The sequence below is a fragment of the Pseudomonas sp. TE4620 genome (assembly GCF_056279045.1).
Map to the genome: position 1 here is coordinate 271,195 of NZ_JBWBQO010000001.1, position 21,528 is coordinate 292,722.

16 protein-coding genes and 2 pseudogenes are annotated in these 21,528 nt (G+C 61.6%); 11 read left to right on the top strand and 7 right to left on the bottom strand.

Going from position 1 to position 21,528, the window contains the following annotated elements; translation table 11 throughout:
• The first annotated feature begins 46 nt into the window (after nucleotides 1–46).
• Together ACZ9A3_RS01335 and ACZ9A3_RS01340 are read left to right on the top strand one after the other, a co-directional pair.
• Entirely contained in the window at nucleotides 47–1,195 is a 1,149-nt protein-coding gene (locus tag ACZ9A3_RS01335) for a pyridoxal phosphate-dependent aminotransferase (RefSeq protein ID WP_093388096.1), read from the top strand.
• Nucleotides 1,183–1,974 carry an amidohydrolase gene (locus ACZ9A3_RS01340; protein ID WP_213602364.1) on the top strand — a complete coding sequence of 264 codons (792 nt, stop codon included), beginning with the start codon at nucleotides 1,183–1,185 and terminating at the stop codon, nucleotides 1,972–1,974. The genes ACZ9A3_RS01335 and ACZ9A3_RS01340 overlap by 13 nt, the downstream gene beginning before the upstream one ends.
• 75 nt (nucleotides 1,975–2,049) lie before the next feature.
• Here the strand turns inward: ACZ9A3_RS01340 and ACZ9A3_RS01345 are convergent, their stop codons facing one another.
• Nucleotides 2,050–4,605 (bottom strand): PepSY domain-containing protein, encoded by a 2,556-nt coding sequence (locus ACZ9A3_RS01345; RefSeq protein ID WP_476252056.1) that lies wholly within the window; start codon nucleotides 4,603–4,605, stop codon nucleotides 2,050–2,052.
• Nucleotides 4,606–4,709: 104 nt separating this feature from the next.
• A pseudogene (locus ACZ9A3_RS01350) lies at nucleotides 4,710–7,001 on the bottom strand (TonB-dependent receptor).
• Nucleotides 7,002–7,217: 216 nt separating this feature from the next.
• On the opposite strand from ACZ9A3_RS01350, the gene ACZ9A3_RS01355 reads away from it, so the two are divergent.
• From ACZ9A3_RS01355 to ACZ9A3_RS01365, 3 genes are read left to right on the top strand one after another with little or no spacing between them, the layout of a single operon-like run.
• Nucleotides 7,218–7,898, top strand: coding sequence for a Fe2+-dependent dioxygenase (locus ACZ9A3_RS01355; protein ID WP_476252057.1), 681 nt, complete (start codon nucleotides 7,218–7,220; stop codon nucleotides 7,896–7,898).
• Nucleotides 7,899–7,901: 3 nt separating this feature from the next.
• Nucleotides 7,902–8,660: a tetratricopeptide repeat protein gene (locus ACZ9A3_RS01360; protein WP_476252058.1), complete on the top strand. Its 759-nt coding sequence runs from the start codon at nucleotides 7,902–7,904 to the stop codon at nucleotides 8,658–8,660.
• A 30-nt stretch (nucleotides 8,661–8,690) separates the two neighbouring features.
• Nucleotides 8,691–9,251: a hypothetical protein gene (locus ACZ9A3_RS01365; RefSeq protein WP_476252059.1), complete on the top strand. Its 561-nt coding sequence runs from the start codon at nucleotides 8,691–8,693 to the stop codon at nucleotides 9,249–9,251.
• 83 nt (nucleotides 9,252–9,334) lie between these two features.
• On the opposite strand, the gene ACZ9A3_RS01370 is transcribed toward ACZ9A3_RS01365, so the two are convergent.
• Complete coding sequence (locus ACZ9A3_RS01370) at nucleotides 9,335–10,498, bottom strand: type III PLP-dependent enzyme (protein ID WP_036993923.1); 1,164 nt, start codon at nucleotides 10,496–10,498, stop codon at nucleotides 9,335–9,337.
• Nucleotides 10,499–11,147: 649 nt separating this feature from the next.
• Here ACZ9A3_RS01370 and ACZ9A3_RS01375 point away from each other — a divergent pair.
• From ACZ9A3_RS01375 to ACZ9A3_RS01385, 3 genes are all read left to right on the top strand, one after another.
• Nucleotides 11,148–11,636, top strand: coding sequence for an RNA polymerase sigma factor (locus ACZ9A3_RS01375; protein ID WP_045196243.1), 489 nt, complete (start codon nucleotides 11,148–11,150; stop codon nucleotides 11,634–11,636).
• A gap of 17 nt (nucleotides 11,637–11,653) precedes the next feature.
• Nucleotides 11,654–12,628: a FecR family protein gene (locus ACZ9A3_RS01380; protein WP_476252060.1), complete on the top strand. Its 975-nt coding sequence runs from the start codon at nucleotides 11,654–11,656 to the stop codon at nucleotides 12,626–12,628.
• 108 nt (nucleotides 12,629–12,736) lie between these two features.
• Entirely contained in the window at nucleotides 12,737–15,175 is a 2,439-nt protein-coding gene (locus tag ACZ9A3_RS01385; protein ID WP_045196248.1) for a TonB-dependent siderophore receptor, read from the top strand.
• Nucleotides 15,176–15,272: 97 nt separating this feature from the next.
• Here the strand turns inward: ACZ9A3_RS01385 and ACZ9A3_RS01390 are convergent, their stop codons facing one another.
• The 4 genes and pseudogenes from ACZ9A3_RS01390 to ACZ9A3_RS01405 form a co-directional block, all read right to left on the bottom strand.
• On the bottom strand, nucleotides 15,273–16,427 hold the full coding sequence (locus ACZ9A3_RS01390; RefSeq protein WP_195885715.1) for an osmoprotectant ABC transporter ATP-binding protein OsmV: 1,155 nt from the start codon (nucleotides 16,425–16,427) through the stop codon (nucleotides 15,273–15,275).
• On the bottom strand, nucleotides 16,424–17,071 hold the full coding sequence (locus ACZ9A3_RS01395; protein ID WP_045196252.1) for an ABC transporter permease: 648 nt from the start codon (nucleotides 17,069–17,071) through the stop codon (nucleotides 16,424–16,426). The genes ACZ9A3_RS01390 and ACZ9A3_RS01395 overlap by 4 nt, the downstream gene beginning before the upstream one ends.
• Before the next feature lies 1 nt (nucleotide 17,072).
• On the bottom strand, nucleotides 17,073–17,981 hold the full coding sequence (locus ACZ9A3_RS01400; protein WP_045196254.1) for a glycine betaine ABC transporter substrate-binding protein: 909 nt from the start codon (nucleotides 17,979–17,981) through the stop codon (nucleotides 17,073–17,075).
• A 14-nt stretch (nucleotides 17,982–17,995) separates the two neighbouring features.
• Nucleotides 17,996–18,710, bottom strand: a pseudogene (locus ACZ9A3_RS01405) (ABC transporter permease).
• A 380-nt stretch (nucleotides 18,711–19,090) separates the two neighbouring features.
• Between ACZ9A3_RS01405 and ACZ9A3_RS01410 the strand changes: the two are divergent.
• The 3 genes from ACZ9A3_RS01410 to ACZ9A3_RS01420 all read left to right on the top strand — a co-directional run bounded on the left by ACZ9A3_RS01410 (nucleotide 19,091) and on the right by ACZ9A3_RS01420 (nucleotide 21,491).
• The gene (locus tag ACZ9A3_RS01410; protein WP_256326784.1) at nucleotides 19,091–19,489 is read left to right on the top strand and encodes a type II toxin-antitoxin system RelE/ParE family toxin; all 399 of its coding nucleotides are present in this window, start codon (nucleotides 19,091–19,093) and stop codon (nucleotides 19,487–19,489) included.
• Nucleotides 19,473–19,802 (top strand): XRE family transcriptional regulator, encoded by a 330-nt coding sequence (locus ACZ9A3_RS01415; RefSeq protein ID WP_093388115.1) that lies wholly within the window; start codon nucleotides 19,473–19,475, stop codon nucleotides 19,800–19,802. The genes ACZ9A3_RS01410 and ACZ9A3_RS01415 overlap by 17 nt, the downstream gene beginning before the upstream one ends.
• A gap of 105 nt (nucleotides 19,803–19,907) precedes the next feature.
• Nucleotides 19,908–21,491 (top strand): peptide chain release factor 3, encoded by a 1,584-nt coding sequence (locus ACZ9A3_RS01420; RefSeq protein ID WP_093388118.1) that lies wholly within the window; start codon nucleotides 19,908–19,910, stop codon nucleotides 21,489–21,491.
• The last annotated feature ends 37 nt before the right edge of the window (nucleotides 21,492–21,528 follow it).

The following is a 21,528-nucleotide window of genomic DNA, read 5'->3' on the forward strand; positions in this document are numbered from 1 at the left end:
GACCGCGCCGCCTCGAGCCGGATAGTGCTGCAGGAAAGAGGGCTCCATGATCAGTAGCAAGTTGCCGAACGTCGGCACTACCATCTTTACCACCATGTCCCAGCTCGCCGCGCAAACCGGCGCCTTGAACCTGTCCCAGGGTTTCCCCGATTTCAACGGCCCGCAAGCATTGCTCGATGCGGTCGGCCGGCATGTCAGTGCCGGGCACAACCAGTACAGCCCCATGACCGGCTTGCCGGCCTTGCGCCAGCAGGTGGCGAACAAGATCGCCCGCAGCTATGGCGTCAGCGTCGATGCCGAGCATGAAGTGACCATCACCCCGGGTGCCACCGAAGCGATCTTCTGCGCCATCCATGCAGTGATCCGCGCAGGCGACGAGGTCATCGTCTTCGATCCCAGTTACGACAGCTATGAGCCCTCGGTAGAGCTGGCCGGCGGGCGTTGCGTGCATGTGCAACTGAGCGATGGCGAGTTTGCCATCGACTGGCAGAAGCTCACCGACGCCCTCAGCCCGCGTACGCGGATGATCATCCTCAACTCGCCGCACAATCCTAGCGGCGCCTTGATCAGCCGAGATGATCTGGACAAGCTGGCGCTGTTGATCGCCGACCGCGATATCTACCTGATCAGCGACGAAGTCTACGAGCACCTGGTGTTCGACGGTGTACAGCACGCCAGCGTATTGGCCCACGAGGCGCTGTATCAGCGTGCATTCGTGGTCAGCTCGTTCGGCAAGACCTACCATGTCACTGGCTGGAAAACCGGTTATGTGGTGGCGCCAGCGGCACTCAGCACCGAGCTGCGCAAGGTCCACCAGTACGTCAACTTCTGCGGCGTGACCCCGCTGCAATGGGCGCTGGCCGATTTCATGGCCGCGCACCCCGAGCACGTCGAAGAGCTGCCGGCCTTTTACCAGGCCAAGCGCGACCTGTTCTGCGAATTGCTCACGCCTTCGCGATTTCAGTTCAAGCCCACTCCGGGCACGTACTTCCAGTTGGTGGATTATTCGCACATTCGCCCGGATTTGAACGACGTCGAGATGTCGCTCTGGCTGACCCGCGAGCATGGCGTGGCGACCATTCCGGTGTCGGTGTTCTATCAGCAACCCATCCCCGCGCAGCGCCTGGTGCGCCTGTGCTTTGCCAAACGCGAGGAGACGCTGCGTCAGGCAGCGGAAAAACTATGCGCGATCTGAGTAGCCTGCCCAACCTGAACATTGCGTTGGTGCAGACCAGCCTGGCCTGGCACGACCGCCTGGCCAACTACGAGCATTTCGAAGGCCTGCTGGAACAGGCTCGTGGCGCCGACCTGATCATCCTCCCGGAGATGTTCACCACTGGTTTTTCCATGGACTCCGAAAGCCTCGCCGAGCCCGAGAACGGCCCGACCTACAAGTGGCTCAAGAGCCAGGCCAAGAAGCTTGATGCAGTGGTTACCGGCAGCGTGATCATCCAGGCTGCCGACGGCAGCCACCGCAACCGCTTGCTGTGGGCGCGGCCCGATGGCGAGATCCTGTACTACGACAAGCGCCACCTGTTTCGCATGGCCGGCGAGCACAAGCACTACACCCCGGGCGAACGCCAGGTGCAGTTCGAGCTCAAGGGCTGGCGGGTACGGCCGCTGATCTGCTACGACCTGCGCTTCCCGGTGTGGAGCCGCGATGCCCAGGACACTGACCTGCTGCTGTACACCGCCAACTGGCCGGCCGCCCGCCGCCAGCACTGGAACCGCTTGTTGCCGGCGCGGGGCATCGAGAACCTGTGTTATGTCGCCGCGGTGAACCGCGTGGGCACCGACGGCAAGGGCTTTGCCTATACCGGCGACAGCCAGGTGCTGGATTTTCAGGGCGAGAGCCTGCTCAGTGCAGGCGAGGCGGACGGGGTGTTTACCGTGGTGCTCAGTGCGGCAGACCTGGCGGCCTATCGCACGCGGTTCCCGGCCAACCTGGATGCCGATACCTTCGAGCTGCATTGACCCTCATCGCAGGTCAAGCCGCTCCCACACCAAACCTGTAGGAGCGGGCTTGACCCGCGATGAGGCCCTCAAGGCTTAGTACACATCCCGCCGATACCGCCCCAGCTCGATCAACCGCTCAACCTCGACAGCCCCGAGCACCTCGTTAAGTACCTCATCAACGCCACTGGCCATGCCCTGCAAACTGCCGCAGATATAGATCGATGCACCCTGGTCGAGCCAGCGTCGCAGTTCTGTCGCCTGCTCGCGCAAACGGTCCTGCACGTAGACCTTGTGGCTCTGATCGCGGGAAAAGGCCAGCTCCAGCCGGGCCAGATCGCCGCTGCGCTGCCAGCCTTGCAGTTCATCCCCACAGAGGAAGTCATAGGCCTGGTTGCGTTCACCGAACAGCAGCCAGTTGCTGCGCTCGCCGGCCACAATGCGGCCCTTGAGCAGGCTGCGCAGCCCGGCTAGCCCGGTTCCGTTGCCGATCAGGATCATCGGCGTGGCCGGCGCCGGCAGGTGGAAACCACTGTTGCGGCGCAGGCGCAGGCTGACACTGTTATCCACAGACAGATGCTCGGTCAGCCAGCCTGAACCCAGGCCGAGGCTGCCGTCAGGGTGGCGTTCCTGGCGCACGATCAGCTCCAGCACGCCGTCACTGGCGATCGAGGCAATCGAGTATTCCCGTGCTGCCAGCGGGATCAATGCATCGACCAATGCCTGCGCATGCAGGCCGACCAGGTGCTCACGGCTCTTGGGCAACTGCCGGCTGGCCAGGGCTTGCAACAGGCTCTCTTGCAGGCCATCGACCTGTACGGGTGTTTCGCCATCAAGGCCCAGGCCCTTGAGAAACTGCTCAAGACTGTGGGCACTGTTACGCGGCAGGATCTCCACCAGGTCTCCAGCTTCCCACTGCGCAGGTTGCTCTGGCCTGAGGCCGAGCAGATACACCGCTGAACCCTGACTGCCCGGGTTCATCAGTTCGCGACTGATCAAGGTCCAGTTGGCAAATTCGGGTGCCTGCCAGGCCGCTGGTGGCGTGCTGCCAGTCAGTTGTGCGAGCTGTTGTTGCCAGTGTTGCAGGGCCGCAGGGTCAGCGCTGTCGACTTCAACCGGGGCGAAGGCGCTGGTGGCGCCGCGTTCGCCGAGCCAGGCCTGCAAGCGCCGGGCAAAGCCGCAGAAGTGCGGGTACTGGCGGTCGCCCAGGGCCAGCAGGGCATAGTTGAGGTTGCCCAGCGCCCAAGGCTGTCCAAGCACCTTGCGCTCGAAAGCGCGAGCGCTGTCGGGGGCTTCGCCGTCGCCGAAGGTACTGACGACGAACAGCGCTTGCCGAGCCTGGTTGAGGTCCTGTTCGGTCAGCTCAGCCAGGGGGCGGACCTGTACCGCGACGCCGGCAGCCTGCAGTTGCCCGGCGCTTTGCCAAGCCAGTTGCTCGGCAAAGCCGCTCTGGCTGGCAAAGCCCACCAGCCAGCCGTGGTCCTGCCCGTTCAACGGCGCGAAGTTACCTCGCGCGGCACGCACCTGGCGCTTTTTACGGCGGCGATCGAGGTACAACAGCCAGCCGGTGACGAAGAACAGCGGCATGGTCAGACTGGCGATGGTCACCACAATGCGCCCGGTCAGGCCAAAGTAGCTGCCCACGTGCAGGGCGTAGACGCTGGCCAGCAGTTGCGCCTTGAACGACTTGTCGGCATAGCGCTCGTTGCTCTTCACCTGGCCTGTGGCCGGGTCCAGGTTGAGGGTGTTGAGGGCGCGCTCGTGTTCGGCGCCTTCAAGCAGATAAAAGATCATCGCCGGTTGCCCGCCAGCTGGCGGCAGGCGCAGGTTGTAGCTGCTCATACCGGGGCCGGCGGCAGCTTGCAGGCTGGCCCAGACGGCGTCGTAGTCGACCACCAGCGGCTTGGCGTCTTTACCTGCGCCACCACCAGGACGTCCGCCGCGGCCTTCGCCGCGCTTGTGTTGCTGGCCAGCGGCCGGGCTGTCGGCGAGCAGCTTGTTCAGGCCTTCGCGGTACCACTCGTAGCTCCAGAACAGACCGGTGAGGGCAAACAGCAGGTAGAACAGCAGGCACCAGGTACCGGCCACGGCGTGCAGGTCCCAGTTGAAGGCGCGGCCTTTCTTGGCCCAGTCCAGGGTCAGCCAGGTCCGCCAATTCAGCGCCTTGCGCGGCCAGCGCAGATACAGGCCGGACAGGCAGAAGAAAATCAGCATCAAGGTACAGGCGCCGGTGATCTGCCGGCCGGTGTCGCCCATGGCCAGAAAACGGTGCAGTTGCAGCATCAGGTCGAAAAAGCCCTGGCCGGCGACGTCGCCCTGCAGCTTGCCGGTGTAAGGGTCGGCATAGCGCATCAAGCCCCGGCGTTCGCCCGGGGGAGGGGTGAAGAAGACCCGCGCCGCCTTGTCGTTGTCGGCCTGGACCCAGAGCATGGCGACCTTGTCACCCTGTTCGGCCTCGATCCTGCGCACCAGCTCGGGCATTGGCAGCACGCCTTCCTGGCGTACTTCGACGGTGAGCACATCAGGGTTGAACAGCTCCAGCAGCTCATCCTGGAACGACCAGATGGCACCGGTAATGCCCATTAGTGCCAGCACCAGGCCTGCGGTAATACCGAAGAACCAGTGCAGTTGAAACAGGGATTTCTTCACCACATCAATCACCTTGTCGTGTCGCAAATGCGAATGCGACGCACATTATGCCTTGATACACAAAAGCCCCGTTCACCTAAATGAACGGGGCTTGCCAGTCAGCTCACTCAGAAGTGGAAGCTGGTGGTCAGCAGGGCAGTGCGCCCGGCGGCCTGGTTGGCGTAGTGGGCAGCGTAGGCTTTGTCGTAGTACACCTCGTTGGTGAGGTTTTGTACGTTCAACTGCAGGTCGACGTTCTTGGTCAGCTTGTAGCTGGCCATAGCGTCGTAACGCCAGTAGGAATCGACCATCACGGTGTTGTTGACGTTGCCGAACACGTCATCGACGTAGAAGGCACCGCCGCCGACGGTCAGTTTCGGCGTGACGTTGTAGGTAGTCCACAAGGTCAGGCTGTTGTTCGGCGTGTTGGGCATCTGGTTGTCGTTGTTCGGGCTGTCGACAAACACGCCGCCGACGTTCTGCTTGCCCCCATCGATCAGCTTGGCATCCATGTAGGTGTAGCCGGCGAAGACCTGCCAGTCGTTGGTCAGCTTGCCGGTGGCGGTCAGTTCCAGACCGTCAACCCGGCTCTAGCCGACGTTCTCGTAAGTGTTGGTGCTGACCAGAACACGAGCGTTCTCTTTTTCGGTACGGAAGATTGCTGCGGTGAGGGCCAGGCGTTCGTCCAGCAGGTTCCACTTGGTGCCGATTTCGTAGTTGGTGGTTTCTTCCGGCTTCAGGTCACTGGTGGTGGTGGCGGTCAGCAATGGATTGCCGTCGCTGCCTTCACCGAGCGATGCACCGGCGGGGGTCGCCGAAGTCGCGTAGGAAATGTACACGCTACCATTCTCGGCCGGCTTCCAGGTCAGGCCCAGCTGGCCGGTGACGAACTCGCTGGTGTCTTCGGTCTTGAAGCTGGTTGCGCCGCTGGCGATTTTGGTTTTGGCCTTGGTATCGAAGTGGTCGTAACGCAGGCCCATGGTCAGCAACCAGGCCGGGTCCAGTTCCAGGGTGTCGGTCAGGTAGATGGCGCGGGTGTTGCTGGTGGTATCGGCGCCAGCCAGAGTGCGGCTAACGGTGCCATCCCAGGCTTCGTTCGGGTTCGGATCGGTGAACGAGGTGCAGACTCCGGAGATCTGTCCGGTGGCGCTGCTGCAGTTGCCCGAGGCAAAGCCGGTGACGTTGTAGCCGGTCTTGACCGAGGCTTCGCGGCTCAGTTCGATACCGGTCGAGAAGTTGTTCTTGAAGGCGCCGATGTAGACCTCGCCGAACAGGTCGGTCTGGTTGGTGGTGGTGCGGGTGTTGGCCACGCGGTTGTTCGGACGGCGCCAGACTTCACCGTTGAGGATGTTGCCCTTGCTGTCGTCCGGCTGGCTAAAGATGTAGTCCTGCAGGGTGTTGCCATGGCGCAGGGTGTTCTTGATCGTCAGCGCATCGCTCAGGTCGTGCTCGAGGGCGATGGTGGTGATGTCGGCGCGGCTCTTGTAGAAGTCGCGGCCGACCAGGCCATAGAAGTTGTCGCTGTCACCGCCATCGGTCGGTTTGTCCGGGTTGGCCGAAGTGCGGTTGGCGGAGCTGCCGGATTTCAGGCTGTAGGGGATGCCCGAGTCAGGCAGGTCATCGCTCTCCATGTGGTAGTAGTCCAGGCTCAGGCGGGTGTCGGTACCCAGGCCGAAGACCAGCGACGGTGCCACGCCCCAACGGTCGTAGTTGACCTCGTCGCGGCCGGCGACGTTGCTTTCGTGGCTCATCAGGTTAAGGCGGAACGCGGCGGTGTCGAGGAACTGATAGTTGCCATCGAAGGTGTAGCGTTTGGTCTGGTCCGATCCCCAGGTGAAGGCACCATCGGTGGAGTTGCCCAAGTGCGCGCGCTTGCTCACCAGGTTGATGGTGCCGCCTGCTGCGCCGCGGCCACCGATGGCCGAGTTGGGGCCCTTGGCCACTTCGACCGATTCGATGGCGAAGATTTCCCGGGTTTGCGAGCCGGTGTCGCGAACGCCATCCAGGTACATCGAGCTCTGCGAGTCGAAACCGCGAATGAACGGACGGTCGCCGGACGGGTTGCCACCTTCGCCGGCACCCATGGTGATGCCCGGCACGGTACGCAGGGCGTCCTGCAGGTTAAGGGCGTTGGTGTCCTTGATCACTTGCTGGGGGACCACCGTCACTGTGCGCGGAATATCTACCAGCGGCGCGGTGTACTTCTGCGAAGACGCGCGTTCGACCTTGTAGTCAGTGCTGGCGGTTTCGGCCTGGCCGGTGACGCTGGTGGCATCCAGGGCGATGGCACCGTCCTTGGCAGGCTCGGCATCGGCGGCAAATGCCAGGTGCCCGGCGGAGGTCGCGGTGAGCGCTACACCAATGGCGCAGGTGAGCAAGCGTGGTGAACTGACAGCGGTTGGCACGTAGTGACGCGGCATGGTGGTCCCCTTCCCCAGGTTTTTAGGCCGCGAAATATAATGTAAACAAATATGAGTAACAATTGAGAAGAATTGCTATTTGTGCGGAATTTACAATCTTTACAATTTGTGACTGACGGTTTTTCCGTGCTGAAACGTCCCACCTGCCGAAAGGGCTTGTAGAGAGTCAATGGGAATCAATACCATTGACGTCTTTCACCTTCAGGTGCCCGCGCCATGCTGCTACATATTTCCGGCCTGTTTTCCATCGAGGAGGTCCAGCGTATTCGCCAGGCGCTGGAGCAGACTGAATGGGCCGATGGCAAGATCACCGCGGGCTACCAGTCGGCCAAGGCCAAGCACAACCTGCAGCTGCCCGAAGGCCATCCACTGGCCAAGGAAATCGGTACGGCGCTGATCGAACGCCTGTGGCAGCACCCGCAATTCATGTCGGCGGCTTTGCCGCACAAGGTGTTCCCGCCGCTGATCAACTGCTATCGCGAAGGCGGCAATTTTGGCTTTCATATCGACAACGCCCTGCGCCAGCCCCGTGGAAGCCACGAGCGGGTGCGCACCGATCTGTCCTCGACACTGTTTTTGAGCAATCCCGAGGACTACGACGGTGGTGAGCTGGTGATTCAGGATACTTTTGGCGTACAGCAGGTGAAGCTGGCGGCAGGGGACCTGGTGCTGTATCCGGGCACCAGCCTGCACAAGGTCAACCCGGTGACCCGCGGCGCGCGTTACGCGGCGTTCTTCTGGACCCAGAGCCTGGTGCGCGAAGACAGCCAGCGCGCGCTGCTGTACGAGATGGATAACGCCATCCAGCAACTGGGCGCCGACGTGCCGGATCACCCGGCGCTGATCCAGTTGACCGGCACCTACCACAACCTGTTGCGCCGCTGGGTCGAGGTCTGAGCCATGACCTTCGCCTTGCGCAATCGCCAGGAGCTGGACAGCGAACAGTTCGCCCAGATGCTCGAACACAGCCCGGCCAAGGCGGCCCAGGCACTGCTGGCTGCAGCCGGGCAGGACATTGTCGAGGCGCAGGTGCTGCTTGGGCAGATCCTTCTTGACGGTCGCGGCATCGAGCAAGACCCGGTTCTGGCCCGGCGCTGGTTCGCGATTGCCGCCAGCCGTGGCAGCGCTATGGCGCACAACATGCTCGGGCGCTGCCAGGAGCATGGCTGGGGAGGGCAGGCTGATGTGTCGGCTGCGGCTACGGCCTATTGCCAGGCTGCTGAAATGGGGCTGGACTGGGGCCTGTACAACTACGCCAACTTGCTGGCTACTGGCCGTGGGGTGGCTCAGAACCATCCCTTGGCATTGCTCTGCTATCGACAGGCCGCACACCTGGGCCATGCCAAGTCGATGAACCTTTATGGGCGTTATCTGGAGCAGGGGCTGGCCTGTGAGCGGGACGTTGGCCAGGCGCAAGAATGGTATCGCCGCTCTGCCGAGGCAGGTGATTTTCGCGGGCAATTCAGCTATGCCACGGTGTTGGTCGAGAGCAATCAGCTTGATGCATCATTAGTCTGGTTCGACACCGCGCTGCGAGGCGGCAATCTGAATTTCCTGCGCAGTAGCGTCTGCACCCTGCGGCAGGTTCAGGATGAGCGCTTGCTGCCTGTCCTGCAAGCCTATGAGCAACGGCTGACGTTCATGCAACTTCACCCTTAGCAAAGCCTTCGACGACTTTCCAGGGAATCAATGCAGCCTGCCCTGCTCACGACGGAACGCCCAAGCTCAATGTGCCTGCCCGATATTTTAAAGGACTTGAGAATGGTGGATCTTGTTGATAAATCGTTTATCGCTACCCTGTATTCAACCAAAGCCGGCCGTTCAGGACAGGTTGGCATCAGTGCACAACGTACCGAGTTTGATTTTGCAGAAAGTGGCTGGCTACAGATAGTGGGGCATGGGCTGCGGGTATGGCCGATCGATTTTCATTTTCAGTTCGTTGAAGATCAAGGTGACCGGATTCATTACGACATTACCTGCGCATCCAGGGTCGATGGTTACCTGGGGAAGAAGCTGGGCAGAAGTAGTGGGGGCTATCTCGGCTTGTACGGTAAAAATGAAATTACCTTCTTCTGGAAAGTTCAGCCGCACGCAGAGTGGTACGGTCAGCAAGAACGCCACTTCATCCTGCGTGACTATGAGGGTCACGAGATAAAGAGCTACTACAACAATCGGGATGGCGACAGGTATTTGAATGCATATGAAGGTGCGCCATTGAGCTTCGCGGTCAGGACTAAGGAAGTCCTGTAGACCGTGCTCACGCATTGATAACCCCGATCACGCAGATGATGACCAGGGGAGCCCGGGGGCAATGATGCCCCCGGTTTTTTGTGTTACAGGTAGTAGGCTTTCAGCGGCGGGAAGCCGTTGAACTCCACCGCGCTGTAGCTGGTGGTGTAGGCGCCGGTCGACAGCCAGTACAGGCGGTCGCCGATGGCCAGGTTCAGCGGCAGGCCGTATTTGTAGTGCTCGTACATGATGTCGGCGCTGTCGCAGGTGGGGCCGGCGATCACTACTTCTTCCATCTCGCCTTTCTTCTCGGTCCAGATCGGGAACTTGATCGACTCGTCCATGGTTTCGATCAGGCCGGAGAACTTGCCGACATCGGTGTACACCCAGCGCTCGACGGCGGTACGCGATTTACGCGCCACCAGCACTACTTCACTGACCAGGATGCCGGCGTTGGCGATCAGCGAACGGCCTGGCTCGAGGATGATTTCTGGCAGGTCGTCACCGAAGTCTTCCTTGAGGAAGCGGATGATTTCCTCGGCGTAGGTTTCCAGGCTGTTGGTGCGGGTGATGTAGTTGGCCGGGAAGCCGCCACCCATGTTGATCAGCTTGAGCTCGATGCCGTCTTCTTCTTTCAGGCGCTCGAAGATCACCTTCACTTTGGCGATGGCTGCATCCCAGACGCTGATGTCGCGCTGTTGCGAGCCCACATGGAACGACACGCCGTAAGGCACCAGGCCCAGGTCGCGGGCGAGGATCAACAGGTCCATGGCCATGTCGGTCTGGCAGCCGAACTTGCGCGACAGTGGCCAGTCGGCGGTGGTCGAGCCTTCGGTGAGGATGCGTACGTAGACTTTCGAGCCCGGGGCGGCCTTGGCGATGTTGCGCAGGTCGGCTTCGGAGTCGGTGGCGTACAGGCGCACGCCCTTCTCGTAGAAGTAGCGGATGTCCTTGGACTTCTTGATGGTGTTGCCGTAGCTGATGCGATCGGCGCTGACACCGCGGCCCATCACTTTGTCCAGCTCGTAGATCGAGGCGATGTCGAAGCTCGAGCCTTTTTCCTTGAGCAGGTCGATGATCTCAACGGCCGGGTTGGCCTTGACCGCGTAGTAGACCTTGGCGAATTCGAAACCGGCGCGCAGGTCGTCGTAGGCCTGGCTGATCATCTGCGTGTCGATGAGCACGAACGGGGTTTCTTGCTTGTCGGCGAAGGCCTTCATTTTCTGGAAGGTATCGCGCGCGAAGTAGTCTTCGACCTGAATCGACATGCTTAGGGACTCCATGGGCAAACTGAAAAAATAAGTGGCTGCAACTGAACGTCCTCCGTATCCCCACTTTGGTTCGCCTACTTCCCAAGGCATGTCGCCGAAAGCAAAAAGGTCAACCGTGCGTGATGAAGCGAGCTACGGGTGACCTTGCTGTCTCGTCGTCAGTACTTGAGCCGGATGGATCGTTTCCAGCATGGACGTTCGGCGCGAACTTTAGGACCTGAGGGGCTCGAGATCAACAAAAAATGTCGCGTTTTTGCACACGTCCGTCGCCCCGGGTTGGCCAGCCACTTTCTAACCGACCCAGGTAAACAGTAGATGTTCAATTTGATGACAAAAGCGTTAAAAATACCGGTATACGCCGGGATCTATCGTAGAACACGCAAATGGATGCAATAGTCAAAGTTGGTGGCGAAAGTACGGGAAAAGGCGGTAACTTTGGCGGGCAATGAGGTGACGGCGTAACCATGAATCGAAGGCTGGCCGTTCATATTTTTTTCCGCACTGGCAGCCGATTATCTACACACATTTTCGTGATTTTTTTTTCCGCTCGAACGCTTCGTCGGCAGTGGTGATCTTCGATTGCCGGCCTTAATAAGAAACATTACTATTCGCGCCATTCCTCATCGCCTGCGAAGAGCTGTGCATCGTGTCGCGACACAAAGGCTTTCTCGACCACTACCATGAGCTGATCGGCACCTGGACGCGCAAATTGCGCAGTCGTCAGCAGGCCGAGGACCTGGCGCATGATGCGTTTGTGCGGGTACTGGAAAATGACCAGGCGGGGGTCGAACAACCGCGCGCCTATTTGCACCAGACCGCACGCAACATTGCCGTGGACGGTTACCGCCGTGAAGACCGCCGCCAGGCCCTGGAGCAGGACGCCTTCGAGCCGGGCATCGACGCCAGCGGCGATCCTGAGGCCTACATGAATGCCGTGGAACTGGCCGACAGTGTCGAACGGGCCTTGGCCGAACTGCCGCTCAACTGCCGGCGGGTGTTCATCTGGCAGAAGCTCGAAGGCCTGACCCAGGCCGAGATCGCCGAGCGCATGGGCTTGACCAAGAACATGGTCGAAAAGTATATGATCCGCACGCTCCGGCATCTGCGTGAGCACCTGGATGTGTCGACGAGATGAGTCAGGCGAATGTTTTCATGAATCAGCAGGCGTGCCCGTGCGGCAACGAGACCGTGCGCGAGCAGGCAGCCCAGTGGTTTGCCCGCAGCCGCGATGGCGCGCTGGCGCCGGCGCAACAGGGCGAGTTGCAGCGCTGGCTGGCCGAGCACTCGCAGCATCAAGCTGAATTCGATCTGCTGGGCACGCTCTGGGGCGCAGCCGGGCAGGTGCCGCGTGCGCGGCTCGAAGCGCTGTGCCAGGCCGATCCGGTCAGCCAGTTGCCGCGTCGACGCTTTATTCGCCAGGCGCTGGCGGCCGGCGTCGCGACCCTGGCGCTGGGGTTGGGCTGGTTTGGCTGGCAGCAGCATCAACTTAATTACCAGGGCCAGCTGCAAACCGCCCTGGGCGAGCGGCGCCAACTCGACCTGCCGGATGGCTCACAGCTGGAGGTCAACGGTCGTACGCAACTGGTCGTGCAATTCAGCGCCGGTCAGCGGCATATCCAGTTGCGCCAGGGCGAGGTGATGTTCAGCGTCGCCCACGACAGCGCGCGGCCCTTTGTGGTCAGCACCGACAAAGGCACGGTAACCGTGACCGGCACTCGTTTCGATGTGCGCCAGGACCCGGAGCAAACCCGTGTGGCGGTCGAAAACGGCTCGGTGCGGGTTGAAGGTCGCGATGCTTCCAAGGCTTTGCTGAGCGCAGGCCTGGGGGCGCATATCGATGCTCGCGGTCAGGTGGCGGCACCCTATGCGGTAGATACCGCAGCTGTGACCGCCTGGCGCAAGGGCAAGCTGGTGTTCAACGACGCGCCGCTCAGCGAGGTGGTCAAGGAAGTCTCGCGCTACCGCGAGCAGCCCCTGTGTGTCGCCCCTGGCAAAATTGCCGCGCTGCGCCTGAGCAGTACCTTCAACGCCGACGACACCGACGCCTTGCTGCGGGCGCTGCCGAGCATCCTGCCGGTGGCGATCAAGGCCCATGCCGACGGCTCCCGCGAAATAATCGCAAAATAAATTCAGGTTTTTTTCCAGTTGTTCGTCTTCCTGGCCAACTGCAACTGCCAAGCATTTCCATTTGCATGGCATTGACATTTATATGGACCCTCAGGACCTCTCGACGACGTGAACAACAACAACGTTTCCCCGCGTTCTTCCCGCTGGTTGCCCCTGGCCCTGGCACTGGCTGTCAGTGGCGGTATCGCCAGCACTTATGCCGCCCCGGCACCAGCCAGCATCCAGATCCAGGCCCAACCGCTGGCTTCGGCCTTGAGCCAACTGGGCCAGCAGACGTCGCTGCAACTGTTCTTCAGCCCCGAGCTGGTGGCCGGCAAGCAGGCACCAGCGGTCTCCGGCAACCTGCAACCGGAAGAGGCGCTGCGGGCGTTGCTTGAGGGCAGCGGCCTGACTTATGAAATTTCTCAGGGCACCGTGGTCCTGCACCCGGCGCAAAGCGCCGGCACCCTGACCACCGGCAGCCTCGAGCTGGCACCCACCGACGTCAAAGTCGTCGGTGACTGGCTGGGCAGCGCCGAAGAAACCGTGGTCCACAACCATCCCGGTGCGCGTACCGTGGTGCGCCGCGAGGCGATGATCGAGCAGGGCGCCTTGAACGTACGCGATGTGCTGCGCGGCGTGCCGGGTGTGCAGGTGCAGGACTCCAACGGTACCGGCGGCAGCGACATCGCCCTGAACGTTGGTGTGCGCGGCCTGACCTCACGGCTGTCGCCACGCTCCACGGTATTGATCGATGGCATTCCGGCAGCCTTTGCGCCTTACGGCCAGCCACAACTGTCGATGGCGCCGATCTCGTCCGGCAACCTCGACAGCATCGACGTGGTGCGCGGTGCTGGGTCGGTGCGCTACGGCCCGCAGAACGTCGGCGGGGTGATCAACTTCGTCACCCGGGCCATTCCCGAGAAAGCCACCGGCGAGCTGTCGACGACGATGGAAACCTCCCGCCATGGCGGCTGGAAGCACATCGAATCGGCCTTCCTCGGCGGCACTGCCGACAATGGCCTGGGTGCGGCGCTGCTGTACTCCGGGGTCAACGGCAACGGTTATCGCAGCAGCAACAACGACAACGATATCGATGACGTGTTGCTCAAGACCCATTGGGCGGTGACCGACAGTGACGAATTCTGGCTCAACTTTCATTACTACGACGCCAAGGCCGACATGCCCGGCGGCCTGACCCAGGCCCAGTTCGACGATGATCCGTACCAGTCCGACCGCGACTACGACACCTTCAGCGGCCGGCGCAAGGACGTGTCGTTCAAGTACCTGCGCCAGATCGACGACGTCACCCAGTTCGAAGTGCAGACCTACTACACCGACAGCTTCCGCGGCAGCAGCATCGCTGCCCGTGACCAGAAGACCCTGTCGTCGTACCCGCGCAGCTACCACACCTTCGCCATCGAGCCGCGGCTGTCGCGGATCTTCTTCGCAGGCCCGACCACTCAGGAAGTCAGCGTTGGTTACCGCTACCTGAAAGAAGCGATGCACGAGCAGTCGACCCGCCTGGCGCTGATCAACAATGTCCCGACCGTGACCCCGGGCTCCGACGGCCATGTCTTCCAGGACCGCACCGGTGGCACTGAAGCCAGCGCCTACTACATCGATGACAAGATCGATGTCGGCAACTGGACCATCACCCCGGGGATCCGTTTCGAGCACATCAACACCGACTGGCATGAGCGCCCGGTGCGTGGTACCAACGGCGTGCCGGTGCAGGAAAAGAACCGCAGCGTGACCAGCAACGAGCCGCTACCGGCGCTGAGCGTGATGTATCACCTGTCGGATGAATGGAAGCTGTTCGCCAACTACGAGACCTCGTTCGGCAGCCTGCAGTACTTCCAGCTCGGCCAGGGTGGCAGTGGCGACCAGACCGCCAACGGCCTGCAGGCCGAGAAAGCCAAGACCTATGAAGTCGGCACCCGCTACAACAACGGTACCTGGGGTGGTGAGCTGACCGCGTTCTACATCGACTTCGATGACGAGTTGCAGTACATCAGCAACGACATCGGCTGGACCAACCTTGGCGCCACCAAGCACCAGGGTATCGAAGCCTCCATGCACTACGACCTGTCGGGGCTCGACCCGCGTCTGCAGGGCCTGAGTGCCAATGCCGGGTTCACCTACACCCGGGCCACCTATGAAGGCGAGATCCCTGGCTTCAAGGGCCGTGACCTGCCGTTTTATTCGCGGCAAATCGTCAATGCCGGGCTGCGCTATGAGATCAATCGCTGGACCTGGAACCTCGATGCCTACGCTCAATCGAAACAACGCGCACCGGGCACCGGCATGAATGCCGACGGCAGCTTCAACGGCAATTACATCACCGAACCGAGTGCCGATGGCCAGTACGGCGACATTCCTGGTTACGTGACCTGGGCGGCGCGCGGTGGTTATGACTTCGGCAAGGAGCTGTCGAACCTCAAGCTCGCGGCCGGGGTGAAGAACATCTTCGACAAGCAGTACTACACCCGCTCCAGCGACAACAACTCGGGGATCTACCTGGGCGAGCCGCGCACCTTCTATGTGCAGGCCAGTGTAGGTTTCTGAGGCCTGATCGCGGGGCAAGTCGGGTCGCCGCACCGCCGCTCCCCCATGTAGGAGCGGCGGTGCGGCGACCCGACTTGCCCCGCGATGCTTTTCAGCGTTACGCGACCGCTTCAGCCGGCGACACAATGCTGGTCTTGCCCCCCCGCGACCGCCCCGAGCTCAGGTAAGCGGCGATCGATTCCTGGGTCACTTCGCCGAGGAACACCTGCTCGGCGTCCAGCACCGGCAACCATGAGCGATTGAACTCGTACATCCGCGACAGCAGGATGCGCAGGTGCTCATCGTGCGAGGCGGTGGCGTTGAAGGTGCGCAGAAAATCAACGCAGCTGCCTTGCTGGCGATGCAGGTCGCGACGACGCACGTAACCCATGGCCTTGTTCTGCCCATCGGTGACCACCACGTAGCGGCGATCATGTTCGTCCATCAGCTCCAGGGCGTCGGCCACTGGCGTTTCCGGGCTGACCGACGGCGCGTTGTCGGCGGCGTCTTCGGCACGCACCAGCAACAGGCGCTTGAGGGTGCTGTCCTGGCCAACGAAGTTGCTGACGAAGTCGTCGGCAGGGTGCGCCAGCAGGGTGTCCGGGTGGTCGATCTGGATCAGCTTGCCGGCACGGAAAATCGCAATTTTGTCACCCAGTTTGATCGCCTCGTCGATATCGTGGCTGACCATGATCACGGTCTTGTTCAGCGCCCGCTGCATCTCGAAGAACTCGTTCTGGATCATCTCGCGGTTGATCGGGTCGACCGCACCGAACGGCTCGTCCATCAGCAGCAAGGGCGCTTCGGCGGCCAGGGCGCGGATCACGCCGATACGCTGTTGCTGGCCACCGGACAACTCACGCGGGTAGCGTTGCAGGTATTGCTTGGGCTCGAGCTTGATCATGCTCATCAACTCGCGGGCGCGCTCGTGGCATTTTTGCTTGTCCCAGCCGAGCAGGCGCGGGACCACGGTGATGTTCTCCTCGATGGTCATGTTGGGGAACAGACCGATTTGCTGGATAACGTAGCCGATGCGCCGGCGCAGGGTCACTTCATCAAGGCCGGTGGTGTCTTCGCCGTTGATCAGCACCTTGCCCGAGGTCGGCGCAATCAAGCGGTTGATCATTTTCAGCGTGGTGCTCTTGCCGCAACCGGAGGGGCCGAGGAACACGCAGATCTCGCCTTCGTTGACGGTCAGGCTGACCGAGTCGACGGCTTTGACGTCTTTGCCGTTGGCGTGGAAGGTCTTGCTGAGGTTCTGAAGTTCGATCATGGGCGCAGTCCTTTTGGAGTCAGGGAGCGTTGCAGGGCTTGCAGCAGCAGGTCGGCGAAGATGGCCAGGAGGCTCACCAGCACGGCGCCGACCAGCAGCATCGACATGTCGCTGCGGCTGATGGAGGTGAGGATGAGCACGCCCAGGCCACCGGCGCCGATGGTCGCGGCGATGGTCATGACGCCGATGTTCATGACCACGGCGGTGCGCACTCCGGCAAGGATTACCGGTACGGCGATGGGCAGCTCGACCATGCGCAGGCGCTGGCCGAAGGTCATGCCGATGCCGCGGGCGGCTTCACGAATACCCGGTTCGACATTGGTCAGGGCCAGGTAGGTGTTGCGCAGGATCGGCAACAGCGAATAGAGGAACACCGCGGTGATCGCCGGCAGCGGCCCCAGGCCCTGGCCGAACTTGGAGTAGAACGGCAGCAACAGGCCGAACAGGGCGATCGAGGGGATGGTCAGCAGCACCGTGGCGCTGGCCTGCAGGGGGCCGGCGAGGGCCGGGAAGCGGGTCATGAGGATGCCCAGCGGTACGCCGAAGACAATCGCCAGGCTGACGGCGATGCCGACCAGGGTGATGTGCTGCCAGGTCAGGTGCAGTACCTGGGCCCAGTCGAGGTGGGTAAAGGTATCGAGCATGTTATGGCTGCTCCTGTGCAGGTGGATGCTGGCGCAGGTACTCGGCGGCGACTTTGCCCGGGCTCTGGTGTTCGACATCGACCTTGGCGTTGAGCTGGCGCATGGTCTCGTCGTCGAGCTGCTCGGCCAGCGGTTTGAGCAGGCTGGCCAGTTGCGGGTTGGCGTCGAGCACGGCCTTGCGCACTACCGGGGCTGCGGTGTAGTCGGGGAAGTAGTGCTTGTCGTCTTCCAGCAGCTTGAGGTCGAAGGCGCTCAGGCGCCCGTCGGTGGTGTACACCAGGCCACTGAACACCTGGCCGTTGCGCAGCGCGGTGTAGACCAGGCCGGCGTCCATCTGGCGGATGTCGCGGCGGGTCAGTTGCAGGTCGTAGGTTTCGGTCAGGCCCACCAGGCCGTCGGGGCGGTTGGCGAACTCGGTGTCCAGGGCCACCACGTGGGTGCGGTCCTTCTCGTCGCGCAGCACCTGGTTCAGCTCACTGATGCTGTTGACCTGCGGGTACTGGTCGGCAACCTTGCGCGGCAGCGCCAGGGCGTAGGTGTTGCTGAACTTCGACGGTGTCAGCCAGATCAGGTCTTTTTGCGCATCCAGCTCCTTGACCCTGGCGTAGGTGGCCGCTGCGCTGGGCATGCGTTCGTCGATATGGTTGTAGGACACCAGCGAGACGCCGGTGTATTCCCAGACCATGTCCAGCTGCCCGGTTTCGTGGGCGCTGCGGGCCAGGTTGCTGCCCAGGCCGCCGGTGATGCGCACGTCAAAACCATGCTGGTTGAGGTACTGGGCGGTGATTTCAGCCAGTACCGTCTGCTCGGTGAAGACCCGCGCACCGAGGCGGATCACAGGTTTGTTCGCGGCCTGGGCAAATCCTGCGAACAGCAGGGCCGCGCCCAACAACAAGGCGATTCTTTTCATGACAGTTCCTTCGCTTAGTGGGCCAGGCCGCGTTCAAGCCAACGGCGGCTGGACTGCGCCACCAGGGCGTCGAGCAGCAGGGCGAGCAGGGCGGTGCAGGCAGCGCCAAGCAGCAGTTGCGGCTGATTGTTCAGGGCAATGCCGGGAAAAATCAGGCTGCCCAGGCTGTTGGCGCCGATCAGGAACGACAGCGGTGCGGTACCGACGTTGATCGCCAGGGCCACCCGCACACCGCCGACGATGATCGGCACGGCGTTGGGCAACTCGACACGCCAGAGGGTCTGGCCCGGGGTCATGCCGATGCCGGTGGCGGCTTCCTTGAGCGAGGGCGGGTACGTTTTTCAGGCCTTCGTAAGTGTTGCGCACGATTGGCAGGAGGGAAGCGAGGAACAGCGCGAAGATCGCGGGACCGGCGCCAATGCCCAGGAAACTCAGGGCAATGGCCAGAACGGCCAGAGGGGGAATGGTGTTGCCAATGTTGAAAAACTGCATGAAGCGTTCGGCGCGGTCGACCCGGTGCGGTCGACTCAAGGCAATCCCGGCGGGTATGCCCACGGCTAACGCCGCCACCATCGACAGCAACACCAGCATCAGGTGCGCTTGCAGGTAGAACCACAGATCGGCGCGGTAGTGCGCGATCGTATCGATGCCGATCCAGTGGATCAGCAGGGCCAGGATGACGAGCACGAAGGCACATCCCATCAGCCCCTTGCCATAGCTTTTAGCCACAGGCGGACTCCTTTTGTTGTCGGCGAACACACTCCCGTGGCGGCCACCATTCCAGGCGGCAGGCAGTGTGATCGCGATAAGCAGCGCGTTGTCCGGAAACGGAGCGGAACACGCCATAAGCGAAGCCTCGTCAGGCTCGTAGTGCCGGTGAAACCAACCCTGACGAACGGTCATGACCGATTGCGTATCAGGGCAGTGGACGCCTCCACAGCCGTAAAGGTTCCCATCTGAAGCGGCATTTGGCCAGCGTTAATCCCTGAGACGCGAGGCGCTTCGCACCAGAAAACCGGTCATTTCCTCCCTGGCACCAGTGATACGTCTGCTATCCAGCCGTCTGTCATGAAGCTCAGCATTGCAGTGGAAAAGTTCATGATAGTCGCTTGAGGGAATATTCCTCTGGAGGTATTTTATTGCCATGGTCAATTGGGTTCTGTGCTGAGTTTCTTGCTGATTTCGAGGGGCTGCATGAAAAGGTTCAGGACGAATTGCTCGGCCAGCTTAGGTTGCTGGAAAGCTGTGGACCCGCCCTTGGGCGTCCGCGAGTGGATACATTGAACGGATCTCGACACCCCAATATGAAGGAGTTGCGGTTTGAAGCTATGAATGGCGTCTGGCGGGTGGCTTTTGCATTCGATCCCAAGCGTCGCGCCGTTATCCTGGTTGCGGGTGACAAGGCTGGAGTCAGCCAGAAACGGTTTTATCGAAATTTGATTCGGCGCGCCGATGAGCGCTTCGACAGGTATCTGTCAGGAGGTGAGGAGCATGTCCAAAACACTTGATGATGTCATCAACAGCCTTGCGCCCGAACGAAGGGCGCGTGTCGAACAACGCGGGCGTGAGTTGATCCGCGAGGAAATGACCCTGCAGGCGTTGCGCAAACAGCTGGAGTTGACTCAGGAAGGAATGTCCAAGCGGCTGGAGGTAGGTCAGGCGAATATTTCCAAGATTGAAAAACGTAGCGATATGTTGATCTCGACTCTGCGTAGCTATGTCGAGGCAATGGGTGGAACACTCGAGCTGGTTGCACACATGCCAGACCGCGGGCCTGTCACTCTTGAGGGCTTCACTGAAAATTTGCCTGGACACAAGTAGCCTACACTTCGTTTCGCGCGACAGGCGGAGGCCTCAGGCTTTGGTCCCCGTTCGACTTCGGGTATGATACTGGCCCTTTTTGAATCACCTGCCAGGCGATTTCCCATGACCAACCAGGCCGCCGAAGTCGCGAAACGCCGCACCTTCGCCATTATTTCCCACCCCGATGCGGGTAAGACCACCATCACCGAGAAGCTGTTGCTGATGGGCAAGGCGATTGCCGTTGCCGGTACGGTGAAATCGCGAAAGTCCGACCGCCATGCCACCTCCGACTGGATGGAAATGGAGAAGCAGCGTGGTATCTCCATCACCACCTCGGTGATGCAGTTCCCCTATCGCGAGCACATGATCAACCTGCTCGACACCCCGGGCCACGAAGACTTCTCGGAAGATACCTACCGCACCCTGACCGCCGTCGACTCGGCGCTGATGGTGCTCGACGGCGGTAAGGGCGTCGAGCCGCGGACCATCGCCCTGATGGACGTCTGCCGGCTGCGCGACACGCCGATCGTCAGCTTCATCAACAAACTCGACCGTGACATCCGCGACCCGATCGAACTGCTCGACGAAATCGAAGCGGTATTGAAGATCAAGGCAGCGCCGATCACCTGGCCGATCGGTTGCTACCGCGACTTCAAGGGCGTGTATCACCTGGCCGGCGACTACATCATTGTCTACACCCCGGGCCATGGCCACGAGCGCACCGAGGTGAAGATCATCGAGAAGCTCGACTCCGATGAAGCCCGTACCCACCTGGGCGACGAATACGAGCGCTTCCTCGAGCAGCTGGAGCTGGTACAGGGCGCCTGCCACGAATTCGACCAGGACGAGTTCATGCGCGGCGAGCTGACCCCTGTGTTCTTCGGTACCGCGCTGGGCAACTTCGGTGTCGACCATGTGCTCGATGCCGTCGTCGACTGGGCGCCACGCCCGCTGCCGCGCGAGGCCAACGAGCGCGCTGTCGAGCCGACCGAAGAGAAGTTCAGCGGTTTCGTGTTCAAGATCCAGGCGAACATGGACCCCAAGCACCGCGACCGTATCGCCTTCATGCGTATCTGCTCCGGCCGTTACGAAAAAGGCATGAAGATGCGCCATGTGCGCACCGGCAAGGACCTGCGTATCGGCGATGCGCTGACCTTCTTCTCCTCCGAGCGTGAGCAACTGGAAGAGGCCTGGGCCGGCGACATCATTGGCTTGCACAACCACGGCACGATCCAGATCGGTGACACCTTCACCGAAGGCGAGGCCCTGGGCTTCACCGGTATTCCGCACTTCGCCCCGGAGCTGTTCCGCCGCGTGCGCCTGAAAGACCCGCTCAAGTCCAAGCAACTGCGCCAGGGCCTGCAGCAGCTGGCCGAAGAAGGCGCGACCCAGGTGTTCTTCCCCGAGCGCAGCAACGACATCATCCTCGGCGCCGTCGGTGTGCTGCAGTTCGATGTGGTCGCCAGCCGCCTGAAGGAAGAGTACAAGGTCGAGTGTGCCTACGAGCCGATCACCGTCTGGTCGGCGCGCTGGATCAGCTGCGAGGACAAGAAGAAGCTTGAGGAATTCAAGAACAAGGCCGTGGAGAACCTGGCCATCGACGGCGGTGGTCACCTGACCTACCTGGCCCCGACCCGGGTCAACCTGGCGCTGATGGAAGAGCGCTGGCCGGATGTGAAGTTCCGCGCTACCCGCGAGCATCATTGATTGCCCGACCCCGCCGCTTCTGGGTGGCGGGGTCGCC

Coding starts and splice junctions, on each gene's coding strand:
- ACZ9A3_RS01335 (WP_093388096.1), top strand. CDS start 47: ATGATCAGTAGCAAGTTGCCGAACGTCGGCACTACCATCTTTACCACC.
- ACZ9A3_RS01340 (WP_213602364.1), top strand. CDS start 1,183: ATGCGCGATCTGAGTAGCCTGCCCAACCTGAACATTGCGTTGGTGCAG.
- ACZ9A3_RS01355 (WP_476252057.1), top strand. CDS start 7,218: ATGCTGCTACATATTTCCGGCCTGTTTTCCATCGAGGAGGTCCAGCGT.
- ACZ9A3_RS01360 (WP_476252058.1), top strand. CDS start 7,902: ATGACCTTCGCCTTGCGCAATCGCCAGGAGCTGGACAGCGAACAGTTC.
- ACZ9A3_RS01365 (WP_476252059.1), top strand. CDS start 8,691: ATGCAGCCTGCCCTGCTCACGACGGAACGCCCAAGCTCAATGTGCCTG.
- ACZ9A3_RS01370 (WP_036993923.1), bottom strand. CDS start 10,498: ATGTCGATTCAGGTCGAAGACTACTTCGCGCGCGATACCTTCCAGAAA.
- ACZ9A3_RS01380 (WP_476252060.1), top strand. CDS start 11,654: ATGAATCAGCAGGCGTGCCCGTGCGGCAACGAGACCGTGCGCGAGCAG.
- ACZ9A3_RS01390 (WP_195885715.1), bottom strand. CDS start 16,427: ATGATCGAACTTCAGAACCTCAGCAAGACCTTCCACGCCAACGGCAAA.
- ACZ9A3_RS01395 (WP_045196252.1), bottom strand. CDS start 17,071: ATGCTCGATACCTTTACCCACCTCGACTGGGCCCAGGTACTGCACCTG.
- ACZ9A3_RS01400 (WP_045196254.1), bottom strand. CDS start 17,981: ATGAAAAGAATCGCCTTGTTGTTGGGCGCGGCCCTGCTGTTCGCAGGA.
- ACZ9A3_RS01415 (WP_093388115.1), top strand. CDS start 19,473: ATGTCCAAAACACTTGATGATGTCATCAACAGCCTTGCGCCCGAACGA.
- ACZ9A3_RS01420 (WP_093388118.1), top strand. CDS start 19,908: ATGACCAACCAGGCCGCCGAAGTCGCGAAACGCCGCACCTTCGCCATT.